Source organism: Paramesorhizobium endophyticum (genome assembly GCF_014640615.1).
GTDB classification, from domain to species: Bacteria; Pseudomonadota; Alphaproteobacteria; order Rhizobiales; family Rhizobiaceae; genus Paramesorhizobium; species Paramesorhizobium endophyticum.
The window spans coordinates 66,881-79,382 of the sequence record NZ_BMHH01000017.1 but is presented as its reverse complement, the minus strand read 5'-3'; the positions used below and the strand labels follow the sequence as shown (position 1 = coordinate 79,382).

Sequence of the window (12,502 nt, the reverse complement as noted above, 5' to 3'; positions counted from 1 at the left end):
TGCGATTTAGGATAGGGAACGATGAAACAGGTACGTATCGGCGGGGGCGCGGGCTATTCGGGTGACAGAATCGAGCCGGCAATCGAATTAGCGGAGAAGGGCCAACTCCACTATCTGGTCTTTGAGTGCCTCGCCGAGCGCACCATCGCGCTCGCCCAGCAGGCGAGGCTCAGGAACCCGGACGCCGGGTACGACCCTCTTCTCGCCGAGCGGTTTCACGCCGTCCTTCCGTCCGCTCACGCCAACGGCGTTCGGATCGTGACCAATATGGGAGCGGCCAATCCCGAGGCGGCGGCCCGCAGAATCGCGGAGATTGCCCTGGAACTTGGGTTGAAGGGCCTGAAGATCGCTGCAGTTACCGGCGACGATGTCCTGTCCCAGCTTGCCGGAAGTAAATTCTCACTCGAGGAGATCGGAGGCGCCGTGGACGATATCGGCAAAGGGATCGTGTCGGCCAATGCCTATATCGGGGCCGAATCCATTGCTGAGGCGCTCAACAACGGCGCCGATATCGTCGTCACGGGCAGGGCTGCCGATCCGTCGCTTTTTGTCGGCCCTCTTATGCATGAATTCAACTGGCGGACCGACGATTGGCCCCGGCTCGGGCAAGCCACTCTGTTCGGACATCTGCTCGAATGCGCAGGACAGGTGACTGGCGGATATTTTGCCGATCCGGGCTACAAGGATGTTCCCGATCTCGCGCGGCTCGGCTTTCCCATCGGCGAGTTCAGCGAGGATGGTACGATCGTCATCACCAAGGTGCCTGGTACCGGCGGTAGCGTGACGGAGGCCGGGTGCAAGGAGCAGATTCTTTATGAAATCCATGATCCGGCGCGTTACCTGACGCCGGATGTGGTGGCGGACTTTTCCCACGTTACCGTCGAGGAAATCGGCCCCGACCGGGTGCGTATCCATGGGGCATCCGGCCATCCACGGCCCGAAACGCTGAAAGTCTCGGTTGGCGTGGTCGAAGGCTTCGTGGGGGAGGGGCAGATTTCCTATGCAGGCCATGGCGCGCGGGCGCGGGGTGAACTTGCTCTCGACATCGTCCGGGCCCGCTTGAAAGCCATCGGCGTCGAGGCTTCGCAATTGCGCTTCGATCTCATCGGGCTCGATGCGCTGCACGGTCGTGCGTTTTCGCTGAGGCGGCCTCACGATGAGCCCTATGAAGTCCGCGTCCGGGTTGCGGGGCGGACGTCGAACCTCGCCGAGGCGGTGCGTATCGGCAATGAGGTGGAGACGCTTTACACCAACGGACCGGCAGGCGGGGGAGGGGTCGTCAAATCCGCCCGCGAGACGATCGGCATCCTATCGACATATATCCCACGCGGTCATGTCCGGCCCATGGTCCATTATCTGGAGAGCTGAGATGAAATTGCGCGAGATAGCCCATTCCCGCAGTGGCGACAAAGGCAACACCTCGAACATCTCTGTCATCGCCTATGATGAACGCGACTATCCGCTGTTGCAGCGCTTCGTGACGCCGGAGTGCGTCAAAGTCCATTTCGGCGACCTTGTCGACGGCGAGGTGACGCGCTACGAAATTGCAAGTCTCGGTGCGTTGAACTTTGTATTGCGGCAGGCGCTCGCAGGCGGCGTGACCCGCTCGCTAGTTCTCGACGCCCATGGCAAGAGCCTGAGCTCTGCTCTGCTCGACCTTGAACTGCCCGTTGACCTTCCATTCCATGGGGTGAAGCATGTCTGACATTGGCGAAATCCTCTGGACTCCGGATGAGAACCGCATCGCAATGAGCAATCTGGCGCGGTTCAGCCGCGAAGCCGGGTTTGACCCGAGCGACTATGCTGCCTTGCATCGGTGGTCGATCGATGAGCCGGAGCACTTTCATTCGCGTCTCTGGGACTTTCTCGGCATCATCGGCGCGAAAGGCTCGCGGGCTGTCGAACGCGATGGCGACCTTCGCAAGACCCGCTTCTTTCCTGACGCGGAACTCAATTATGCCGAAAACCTGCTCGCTGATCCCGACGAGCGGACTGCGCTGATCGCCCATCGCGATGACGGAACGCGGCGGTTGCTGACGCGGAAGGAACTGCACGATCTTGTCTCCCGCATGGTGCAGGCGCTCCGAGCCGAAGGCGTCGGCCCGGGTGATCGCATCGCCGCCATCGTCACAAATGACATAGAGGCCATCGCGCTTTATCTCGCCTCCGCCGCCATCGGCGCGATCTGGGCGTCGTGCTCGCCTGATTTCGGCCCGGCGGGCGCCAGCGACCGGCTGGGTCAGGTCACGCCGAAGATCCTGTTCGCCGTGCCGGGCTATGGCTATGCCGGGAAATGGATAGATATTGGCGCCAGCATCGATGCCGTCGCCGCTACGCCATCGATTGAGCATATCGTCATTCTGGGCGAGGCGGACAGCCGGAATGCGCACGCCAGGCTGCATGTTTCGCTGGAAGAATGGCTCACGCCGTTCTCACCGGAGCCTATCGCCTATCACCGCCAGTCCTTCAATGCGCCGCTGGCGATCCTGTTCTCCTCCGGCACGACCGGCAAGCCGAAATGCATCGTTCACAGCGCTGGCGGGCTTCTCCTACAGCACAAGAAGGAGCACGTCCTCCACTGCGACCTGAAGCCCGGCGACCGACTTTTTTATTACACCACTTGCGGCTGGATGATGTGGAACTGGCTGATTACCGGCTTGGCCACCGGCGCCACGCTTGTCACCTTCGACGGAAACCCGGCCTATCCGTCTCCTTCGCGTCTTCCCGACCTGATCGATGCGGAAGCGATTACGATTTTCGGCACATCGGCCAAATATATAGACGCGATGGCCAAGGCGCATGTGACGCCGCGGACAACGCATTCGCTCGCAAGCCTCAAGACCATCCTTTCGACCGGCTCGCCGCTGCTGCCGCAAAGCTTCGATTATATCTATCGCGGATGGAAGGAAGACGTTCATCTGGCCTCGATTTCCGGCGGCACCGACATCTGCGCCTGCTTCCTCGGCGGTGTGCCGACGCTGCCCGTGCGGCGCGGCGAGTTGCAGGGCGCTATGCTTGGCATGGACATCGCTATTTTGGCCAGTGATGGCGGCGAAATCGCCGGGCGGGCCGGGGAACTCGTCTGCCGCAATGCGCATGTTTCCATGCCGGTCGGGTTCTGGGCGGACAGCGATGGCGGTCGCTATGACGCGGCGTATTTCAGCCGGTTTCCCGGGGTGTGGGCGCATGGCGACTTCGTCGAGAAGCGGCCCTCGGGCGGCTATGTCATCCAGGGCCGGTCCGACACGACGCTCAACCCGGGCGGCGTGCGCATCGGCACTGCCGAGATTTACCGGCAGGTGGAAACCATCCCTGAGGTGATCGAAGCGGTCTGCGTCGGGCAGGACTGGCAAGGCGACCAGCGGATCGTGCTGTTCGTGAAACTACGACCGGGCATGGAACTCGACGACGAGCTTCAGGCCATCATCCGATCGCGTATCCGCACCGGGGCGACGCCGCGCCATGTCCCGGCGCGTATCATCGCCGTGCCGGAAATCCCGCGCACGCGATCGGGCAAAATCTCCGAAGTCGCCGTGCGCGACACGATCCATGACAGGCCGATCGGCAACGATACCGCGCTTGCTAACCCCGCCTCTCTCGAATTCTACCGCAATCTGTCGGTCTTGAGGGCGTGAGCGGTGGAAGGCGGAGCCAAGAAGCGCCGGTCGATAAGGAGAGGGCGTTATTGGCGCTTGCGCCCGCTTGCTTTCATTAGTGTGACGCCGCCGTGCGTATTCACGTCCTGGACGCTTGCGCCGTGTCAATGCGCCACAAAGCTCCAGGAACGGTGCGCTCCGACTGCATAAGTATGGGCGCGTTGAGATCGATGGTTTCGAAGGACAGATAGTCCAACTCATCGACAATCAGCAGTTTCGGTCGCGACAAAGGAACAGCTCGACACGGTTTTGCGGCCGGAGATGGTTTGACTCGCCCGCAGCGGCCCTTCTCGGCTCGGCTGGTCTGACATCTGGGAGATCCAGCGGTGTCAGACCAGCAATGCGACACTATTCCCCGTAAGGGATCCAGATGTTTTTTATCTGCGTGGCATGGCGTAGATAATCGCGACCTTGTCCCTGCTGAGCGCTCAGCCAATCGCGAGAACGGCCGTGATTGACCCAGGTGGACTTGAGATTGCCGACGGACGCTTTTTCCACCAACTCGCTGCCCTGTCTGGAGCCAGCATACCAGATTGCGGCGACATCGTCGTGCTCGGCGAGTGTCTTGGTCAACAGATCGCGCTCACCGGTGATGATGTTGATGACGCCGTCCGGTATGTCGGAGGTGTCGAATACCTGGTAGAGATTGGCGGCGACAAGGGGATGGCGCTGCGACGGGATGCTGACCGCCCGGTTGCCCATGGCGATAGCCGGCAGCAGCATGGAAATATAGGACAGCAGCGGCATTTCGTCCGGGCAGACAATGCCCATGACGCCGAACGGCTCGTTCATTGCCAAGGTCACATGCCTGGATTTTGTCTGATGCACCTGACCGTCATATTTATCGGCCTGGGCAGCATAGTAGAATATCCTGCGAATGGCGGCTGAGAATTCCTCCGATGCCGCCTTTGACGACACGCCAGTGCTCTCCATGAGCAAAGCCTCGAACTCCGCTTTTCGTGCGTCCAGGTTTTCACCCAGATAGTACAGAACCTGCGCGCGATTGTGGGCTGTCGCACCGCTCCAGGCCCCGGCTTTCATCGCGGCTTCAACCGCATTGCGAATATCCTTGCGGCTGCCGATACCAGCCTCGCCGATGACAACGCCGCCTTTGCCGATGACCGAATAGCTATAGCCCCCGTCAGGCCGCGCCTGCTTGCCACCAATATAGTTTTTAACCGTCCGATTGATCGCACCAATGCGAACGATCTTGCCGTCCGGCGCTGGGAATGCCGATGGCCTGAAAGGTTCCTCGCTTTTGGCCGCAGGTAGCCGCGTTTCCCAATCCGGCGCGAGATATTCATACAATCCCTCACGGCCGCCCTCGCGCCCAAACCCACTTTCGCGATACCCGCCGAAACCGGCGCCGGCGTCAAAAATATTGGTCGAGTTGATCCACACGACGCCGGCTTTGACGCGGGCTGCCACGTCGAGCGCGAGATTGATGTTCTCAGACCAGACAGAAGCCGCCAAGCCGTAACGGCTGTTATTGGCCAACGCCAACGCCTCGTCGGGTGTCCGGAAGGTGCCGGTTACGGCAATAGGTCCAAAAATCTCCACTTCCGCAACGATGGAAGCCGTATCGCTGTCAGTAAAGAAGCCTGGAAGGCAAAAGCTTCCCTTAGCGGGCAGGGTGGTGGTCGGCTGCCAGAGTGTGCCGCCTTCCTGCTTGCCCTGTTCGAGCAGGCCATTGATGCGCTTCAACTGTCCCTGCGAAACGATGGCGCCGATATCCATGGACTTATCCAGTGGATCACCGATCCGCAATGTCTGCATTCGCGCCTTCAGCTTCGTAAAGAAACGCTCGGCGATGCCTTCCTGGACAAGCACCCGCGAGCCGGCGCAGCAGACTTCTCCCTGATTGAACCAGATGGCATCGACGACCCCCTCGACGGCACCATCGAGATCGGCATCCTCGAAGACGATAAACGGAGATTTGCCACCGAGCTCCAGCGACAGCTTCTTTTCCGAGCCTGCAATCTGCTCGCGGATAATCCGCCCCACCTCGGTCGAGCCCGTGAAGGCAACCTTGTCGATATCGGAGTGACCGCATATAGCAGCACCTGTCGCTCCATCGCCGTGAAGGATGTTGACGACGCCGGCAGGCAGGCCGACTTCAGCGCAAATCTCAGCGAAGGCGATGGCCGTCAGCGGCGTCAGCTCGGCTGGCTTGAGGACAATTGTGTTGCCTGCGGCCAGTGCGGGCGCAACTTTCCAGGCCAGCATCAGCAGCGGAAAATTCCAGGGAATGACCTGACCGCAGACGCCGACGGGCGAGTATCCTTCGAATTCCGTCTCGACCAGTTCGGCCCATCCTGCGTGGTGATAGAAATGGCGCACAACCAGAGGAATGTCGATATCGCGGCTTTCACGGATAGTTTTCCCATTGTCCATCGTTTCCAGGACCGAGAAAAACCGCTCGCGCTTTTGGATGTGTCGGGCGATGGCGTATAAATATCTGGCGCGTTCATGGCCAGACAGTTTCGACCATTTGCCAAATGCAGCGCGGGCGGCCTTGACGGCCAGGTTGACGTCCTCAGCTGTGCCCTGCGGCACCTTGGCGAGAATCGTGTCATTGGCGGGATTGATGACACTGAGCATCTGCCGGCCTTCGAGGCTTGTGAACTTGCCGTCGATGAAGTGGCCGAAGCCAGCTTCCTTGGCGTTCAGCCATTGCTGGACATCCGTATTGGATTCCGGAGCGGGACCATATTCCATAGTTTGCAGAATTTCCTTGATCGTAGGCATTTGATTTTCCTCAAGCGAGTGGGTGACGGTGCGCGGCCGCATAGCGGCCCGTCACGAAGTGTTCGAGCTGCCGTTCGATATCGCCGAGCATAGAACTGGCCCCAAGCCGAAAGAGGTCAGGCTGCAGCCAGGGAAGACCGAGTTCTTCCTTCATCAAAAAGAACCACAGCATTGCATCCTTTGCCGTCTTCATGCCGCCCGCCGGCTTGAAGCCGATTTTGAAACCGGTTCGCTCACCGTAATCGCGCAGGGCGCGCACCATCGTCAGGCTGACGGGAATGGTGGCATTGACCTCTTCCTTGCCAGTCGAGGTCTTGATGAAGTCGGCGCCGGCCTGCATCGCCACCATCGAGGCACGGTAGACGTTGCGCAGCGTGTTGAGATCGCCGGTCGCCAGAATGGCTTTCATATGGGCCTCCCCGCAGGCTTCACGCATGCGGGCGATCTCGTCAAACAATGCCTCCCAATTCTGGGTCAGGACATATTCGCGGGTGATGACAATATCGATCTCGCGTGCGCCTTCGCCCACCGCATAGCGAATTTCGTCGAGCCGCTGCGCCAGTGGCGTCAGGCCGGCGGGAAAGCCCGTTGCGACGGAGGCGACCGGAATATTGGTGCCTTCCAGTGCCTTAACCGCATGCGGTACCATTGTCGGATAGACGCAGACAGCGCCAGTGGTGATGCCGAGTTCGGCCAGCCCCAGGGCTTCGACGATATCGTCGCGTATCGGCTTACTGGCCTTGGCGCACAGCCGGCGGACGCGACCGGGGGTGTCGTCGCCGGCAAGAGTGGTCAGATCGATACAGGTAATCGCCTTCACCAGCCACGCCGCCTGATATTCCTTTTTCACGGTACGCCGCGTTGGCAAGCTTGCGGCTCTTCGCTCGGAGGCCGAGCGATTGACCGCTATGTCTTCGAACCAGTCGGTCTGCAGTTGGGAAACCGGGTTGCGCTTGTGGTGATCGGTAACGATGTCGGCTTTTTGCGCCGTATGCGGGAAGGGAATGGTCATCCGCGGCCCTTTCTATGGTCGATGAAGCGGTTGAGCAGGATGGCTGCTACGATGATGATGCCGGTGACAGTCATCTGGTAGAAGGAGCCCAAACCGAGAAGATTGAAGATGTTGCGAAGAACCTGAAGCAGCATGACGGCGAAGAACGTTCCCAGCACCCCGCCACGACCGCCAAACAGACTGGTACCGCCGAGCACGACAGCTGCGATGGCGTCCAGCTCCAGTCCCTGGGCGGCTGTCGGTTGCCCGATGCGCAGGCGGGACGTCAACAGAATGCCGCCAAGCGCCGCCATCAGCCCCGAGACGGCGAAGACAGCGGTCACGATCAGCCGGGTCGGAAGACCCGACAGTCTGGCTGCCTCCGGATTGCCGCCGGTCGCATAGATGTACTCACCAAAGACTGTGAAGCGCAGCAGAAGGCCGGCGGCAATGCAGAGCACGATGAATATGAGGCCCATCGACGACAGCGAAAAACCGGGCAACAGAGGTATCATCGTTGAACTGATCGCCGCAAAACCTTGCGGCAAGCCACTGACCGGCACACCATCGGTCATCAGATAGGTGAGGCCTCGAAACGACACCAAGCCGGCAAGCGTCACAATGAAACTCGGCACCTGCGCCAATGCTGTGATCGCGCCCATACCTGCCCCGCATCCGAGGCCAACAAGTGCCGTCATCACGACCGCAAGGGTCGGATTATAGCCGTTGCCGATCAACACGGCTACCAGCATACCGCTCAGTGCCACGATACTGCCGACGGACAGATCGATGTTGCCCGTCAGTATGACGAACGTCATGCCGACGGCAACGACACCGACGACTGCAGCCTGCTGAAACAGGTTCGAGATGTTGGTGAAGGTCATGAAGCTGCTGGATAGCATCGTGGCGATGATCACCACGGCAATGAATATGACGATGAAATTATATTCAATTGCCACGTTGATCATTCGCCGACCGATGGCTGGTCTATCGGTCAACTGGACCGTTAAAGCGGTGTTAGTGTTGGGCATGGTTGTCCCCCAGAATGGTGGCTTTGAGGATCTGATCTCGATCGGTAATCGACGGATCGAAGGAGGCGATGTTCCGGCCTTCGTGAAAGACCCAGATGGTGTCGCAGGCGACGTAAAGCTCTTCGAATTCACTGCTGGCAACGATGATCGCGGCGCCATCGCGGGCGAGCCGCTCGACGAGGGTGTAGAGGTCGGCCTTGGCGCCGATGTCGAGACCACGGCTCGGTTCGTCGAGAAGCAGGATCTTCGCGCCATTGATGATCCATTTGGCAAGGACCACTTTTTGCTGATTGCCGCCAGAGAGCTGGACGACAGCCTGTTCTGGCCGGCCATATTTTGTTGAAAGTGCCTGCAGGACTGGACGGGTTCGTTCCTTCTGCAGCGCATGGCGGGTCAGCCAGCTGTGGCGCATCGACGGCAGCGTCGCGTTCTTATAAATAGGCGCATGCAGGATCAGCCCTTCTGTCTTGCGGTTTTCCGGGACCAGGCCGATCCCGTTGCGGATCGCATCGGCTGGATGGCGAGGATGAAACACCTTGTCACCCAGCGTGATCTCGCCGCTGAAGGGAAGGGCGCCGAACAGCGATTTGAGGAAGCTCGTGCGGCCGGAACCGTTAAGGCCCGTGAGCCCCGCGACCTCGCCCCAGCGGACTTGCAGCCCGGCTATATCCAGGCCCTGAGCGCCCTTCAGCCGTGTCACATTGATCGCCATGTCGCCGGAGACGGGTTCGCGAGGTTTGCGTTCGGCCAGTGACTGCTCTTTTCCGATGATCGCCTGAACCAGCACCTCATCGCCGGTCTCGGAGACATTGAAGGTGTCGATCGTCCGCCCACCGCGCAACACGGTGACGCGGTCGCCGATTTCACGCAATTCGCCGAGGCGATGGCTGACATAGAGAATGCCCACGCCCGCGGCCGTCAGCTCGCGAATGACCGAAAACACACTTTTCAATTCGGTTTCGTTCAAGGACGCCGATGGTTCGTCCATGATGATGACCTTGGCGTCCATCGTCAAAGATCGCGCGATGGCTGTCAGTTGCTGATTGGCGACCGACAGGCTCTCGACCCGCACATCCGGCGAAAAACCGGCGCTGACCCGCCGCAAGGCTTCACGGGCTCGGCGCCGGCGTTCGGATTTGTTGATGACCCCGAATGCGCCCGGTGCGTGACCCAGAAACAGATTTTGTTCGACGGTCAGCTGCGGGACGAGATCGAGCTCCTGGTAGATCATCGAAATACCACGACGCGCCGCTTCCGCCGGACTGGCAAACGACACCGGCACGCCATCGATCGTCACCTCTCCGCTCGACGGGCGCAAAGCCCCGGCAATGATCTTCAGGAAGGTCGACTTGCCGGCGCCATTGGCGCCGAGCAGGCAGTGGACCTCGCCCTTGCGGACGCTGAGGGAGGCGCTTTCCAGCGCAATGATGTTGGGCAGGAATTTCTTCGAGACGTTTCTGACGTTCAGGACTTCATGCATCGTGATCGACCTCGATTGCATGGCACGCCGTCGCCTCATCGGTGACGATGATCGACACGTAGCCGGCCTTGAGCGCGGCGACCGCGATTTCCAGCTTCTCCTCGCCGGAGACAACGCCGATCGTGCGCTGCTTGCGCTTCAGCGATTCAAGCCGCAGACCGACCGTCCGGTCATCGATGTCCTTGTCGACAATCTCGCCATCGCGGTTGACGAAGCGACCGAGAATATCGCCGACGGCGCCGGCTTCGCGCAGACGGTCGATGTCGTTTTCGGTGAGATAGCCGGAATTCAGCAGTACCGAATGGTGGGAAATCCCCCCCATGCCGAAGCAGACGATATCGGCTTCCTCGGCAAGCGCCAGAACCCGCTCGATGATCGGATCCTCCTCCAGGGCGTCGCGCGTGCTCTTTTTCCCGACGATGGCGGGAACCGGCAAGAGTGTTGCCGTGCCCCCACCGGACTGCGCAAATTCCTCGGCAACGGCGCTGATGCGAGTCGAGGTCGAACGCAATGTCGTCGCTCCGTTGACGAGAACGACATGGATGCCGGGGTTCCAGTTGGCGGGCAGAAAGCGCGCCACTGCAGACATCGTCCGTCCCCAGGAGACGCCGAACAGATCAGTGCCGGGATTGAGACCTGCCAAGTATTTTGCCGCCGCCTGGGCGACACTCTCCATCAGCAGTGCGGTATCGGTGGTGCCTCCCGATGGAACGACGATAGCGTCGCGAAGTCCGTATTTCTGTTGAAGCTGAACCTCGAGCTCGGTCTTCCGCAGGGCACGCGGTGTGATTTCGATGCGAACGACACCAAGTTCCTTGGCTTCGGTAAGCAAGCGACCGACCTGCCAGCGGGTCAGGCCGAGTTCGGAGGCGATCTCGCTTTGGGTGCGTTCCAGGTCGTAATAGAGCTTGGCTACCCGCACCATCAGATGCTCGCGCTGTTCGTCTGACGGGAGCCGAACGCTCGTTACCTGCAGTTTTGGTTCACTCATGCCGCATATCCTTCCGCTTGCTGGCGCGAAAGCGCGTGAAATGTGGGTGTCAGAGCCGCCGTTGCCTGACGGTACATTGGCAGCGTCTCTGCATACCAACGACTGCGCGCCGGATTGGGCAATGTCGGCTTGGCTGAAATCGCCATGGCCTGCGATGCAGCTGCGAGGTTTGGAAAAAGTCCCAGCGCATTGGCAGAACTGATGGCAGCGCCGATCAGCGAAAGATTGTCTTCGCTTGCGACATGCACCGGGCGGCCGATGGCATCGACCGTCGCCTGCAGCCAGAGCGGGTTCTTGCAGATGCCGCCCGCCATAACGATCTTGTCGAGAGCGACGCCACGCTCTTCAAGCACCGCCAGAACGTTTGCGGTGCCAAGCGCGATGGAATCCACTGCGGAGGCATAGATGTCGGCACGACCATGGCCGAGCGACAGGCCCATTATCGCACCGCGAAGGTTGCCGTCGCGGTAGGGCGTTCTATTGCCCATCCAGTAGTCCAGCGTCAACAGGCCTGAGCCGCGGGCGGGAACCGCCATCGCCTCATTGATCAACGCGGCATGTCCAGCGGCGTCAAGACCGAAAAGGCGCTCGCTCAACCAATGAAGGATTGATCCGGCCGATACCTGTCCCGCTTCGACGAGCCACAAATCATCGACCAGCGCGTTGGGATATGGACCCCAGAAGCCACTGACGTCGCCTGCTCCTGCAAGCTGCGTCAGATGAACGACGGAGGTGCCGCCGATAATCAACATTCCGCCGACATCAACCGTTCCCGCACCCAATATGCCGATATGGGCGTCGATGCCGCCCTGGGCGACGATTGCGGCGGAATCGATACCCAGCGCCACAGCCACGTCGCGCTTCAGCGGGGCGATGACATCACCCACAGGGATAATCTGCTGCGGCAGTTTGTCGATCAGCTCCGGGATGCCAAGTGCATCATATACAGCCGGAACGAACTGCGCGGTGCTGGAATCGTAGTTCCATTTGCAAGCAGCGTTCATCCGCGAACCAACCCAGATGCCGGTAAGATGATAATTTATAAAGTCGATCGCTTCGCAAATGATCTCAGCTTTGCGATAGGTATCCGGCTCGTTGCGCTGCAGCCACATGGCCTTGGGAACAAGCCATTCCACCGCATCGCCACCGCCGCTATAGGCCATGACTGGATGGCGGACCGCCTCTGTGGCGCGCGCCTCTTCAAAAGCCCTGCAATCCATCCAGAGGATGGCGGGGCGAATAGGGTTGCCTGCCTTGTCGCAGATGGCAACTGTTGACGCCGTGGTTGCGACGCAGATGGAAGCGATATTTGCCGTGCCGGATTTTTTGACCGCGTCGCGTCCCGCTATGAGAAGGGCTGCCCACCAGTCGTTCGGGCGCTGTTCGGCCCAACCGGCACGCGGAAAATCGGTGGCATAGGGCGACTCGGCGGTCGCCACCATGATTTGTCGTTCGACATCATAGACGCCGGCGCGCACCCCGCCGGTGCCAAAATCAAAACTCAGCACATTTGTCATTCAATTCAAGCCTCCCAGCTTTCACCCATCCAATATGCAGTATTGCAACGTCCCGTTTCACGCACAGAATGCGAGCCTCCAGTCCGGG

General features: G+C 60.2%; 9 protein-coding genes. 3 read left to right on the top strand and 6 right to left on the bottom strand.

Translation table 11 applies throughout. The features are described 5' to 3' along the window. Nucleotides 1-21: 21 nt before the first annotated feature. From IEX53_RS17895 to IEX53_RS17885, 3 genes are read left to right on the top strand one after another with little or no spacing between them, the layout of a single operon-like run. Nucleotides 22-1,368, top strand: a complete 1,347-nt coding sequence (locus tag IEX53_RS17895; RefSeq protein ID WP_188825544.1) for an acyclic terpene utilization AtuA family protein — start codon at nucleotides 22-24, stop codon at nucleotides 1,366-1,368. Nucleotide 1,369: 1 nt separating this feature from the next. Continuing rightward, entirely contained in the window at nucleotides 1,370-1,705 is a 336-nt protein-coding gene (locus IEX53_RS17890) for an AtuA-related protein (protein ID WP_188825543.1), read from the top strand. After that, on the top strand, nucleotides 1,698-3,635 hold the full coding sequence (locus tag IEX53_RS17885; protein WP_188825542.1) for an acetoacetate--CoA ligase: 1,938 nt from the start codon (nucleotides 1,698-1,700) through the stop codon (nucleotides 3,633-3,635). The genes IEX53_RS17890 and IEX53_RS17885 overlap by 8 nt, the downstream gene beginning before the upstream one ends. Nucleotides 3,636-4,004: 369 nt before the next feature. Here IEX53_RS17885 and IEX53_RS17880 read toward each other — a convergent pair whose 3' ends face one another. From IEX53_RS17880 to IEX53_RS17855, 6 genes are read right to left on the bottom strand one after another with little or no spacing between them, the layout of a single operon-like run. Next, a complete protein-coding gene (locus IEX53_RS17880) occupies nucleotides 4,005-6,404 on the bottom strand; it encodes an aldehyde dehydrogenase family protein (protein ID WP_188825541.1) in 2,400 nt (799 codons plus the stop codon). A 10-nt stretch (nucleotides 6,405-6,414) separates the two neighbouring features. Then, nucleotides 6,415-7,416, bottom strand: a complete 1,002-nt coding sequence (deoC, locus tag IEX53_RS17875) for a deoxyribose-phosphate aldolase (RefSeq protein ID WP_188825540.1) — start codon at nucleotides 7,414-7,416, stop codon at nucleotides 6,415-6,417. Next, entirely contained in the window at nucleotides 7,413-8,426 is a 1,014-nt protein-coding gene (locus IEX53_RS17870; protein WP_188825539.1) for an ABC transporter permease, read from the bottom strand. Before IEX53_RS17870 ends, deoC begins: the two co-directional genes overlap by 4 nt. After that, complete coding sequence (locus IEX53_RS17865; RefSeq protein ID WP_188825538.1) at nucleotides 8,413-9,906, bottom strand: sugar ABC transporter ATP-binding protein; 1,494 nt, start codon at nucleotides 9,904-9,906, stop codon at nucleotides 8,413-8,415. The genes IEX53_RS17870 and IEX53_RS17865 overlap by 14 nt, the downstream gene beginning before the upstream one ends. Next, complete coding sequence (locus tag IEX53_RS17860) at nucleotides 9,899-10,897, bottom strand: sugar-binding transcriptional regulator (RefSeq protein WP_188825537.1); 999 nt, start codon at nucleotides 10,895-10,897, stop codon at nucleotides 9,899-9,901. The genes IEX53_RS17865 and IEX53_RS17860 overlap by 8 nt, the downstream gene beginning before the upstream one ends. Continuing rightward, nucleotides 10,894-12,414 (bottom strand): FGGY-family carbohydrate kinase, encoded by a 1,521-nt coding sequence (locus IEX53_RS17855; RefSeq protein ID WP_188825536.1) that lies wholly within the window; start codon nucleotides 12,412-12,414, stop codon nucleotides 10,894-10,896. The genes IEX53_RS17860 and IEX53_RS17855 overlap by 4 nt, the downstream gene beginning before the upstream one ends. Nucleotides 12,415-12,502: the final 88 nt, after the last annotated feature.

Bases quoted from the DNA above. Each gene is read 5' to 3' on its own strand.
- IEX53_RS17865 (WP_188825538.1), bottom strand. From the start codon at position 9,906: ATGCATGAAGTCCTGAACGTCAGAAACGTCTCGAAGAAATTCCTGCCC.
- IEX53_RS17885 (WP_188825542.1), top strand. From the start codon at position 1,698: ATGTCTGACATTGGCGAAATCCTCTGGACTCCGGATGAGAACCGCATC.
- IEX53_RS17880 (WP_188825541.1), bottom strand. From the start codon at position 6,404: ATGCCTACGATCAAGGAAATTCTGCAAACTATGGAATATGGTCCCGCT.
- deoC (WP_188825540.1), bottom strand. From the start codon at position 7,416: ATGACCATTCCCTTCCCGCATACGGCGCAAAAAGCCGACATCGTTACC.
- IEX53_RS17855 (WP_188825536.1), bottom strand. From the start codon at position 12,414: ATGACAAATGTGCTGAGTTTTGATTTTGGCACCGGCGGGGTGCGCGCC.
- IEX53_RS17890 (WP_188825543.1), top strand. From the start codon at position 1,370: ATGAAATTGCGCGAGATAGCCCATTCCCGCAGTGGCGACAAAGGCAAC.
- IEX53_RS17895 (WP_188825544.1), top strand. From the start codon at position 22: ATGAAACAGGTACGTATCGGCGGGGGCGCGGGCTATTCGGGTGACAGA.
- IEX53_RS17870 (WP_188825539.1), bottom strand. From the start codon at position 8,426: ATGCCCAACACTAACACCGCTTTAACGGTCCAGTTGACCGATAGACCA.
- IEX53_RS17860 (WP_188825537.1), bottom strand. From the start codon at position 10,897: ATGAGTGAACCAAAACTGCAGGTAACGAGCGTTCGGCTCCCGTCAGAC.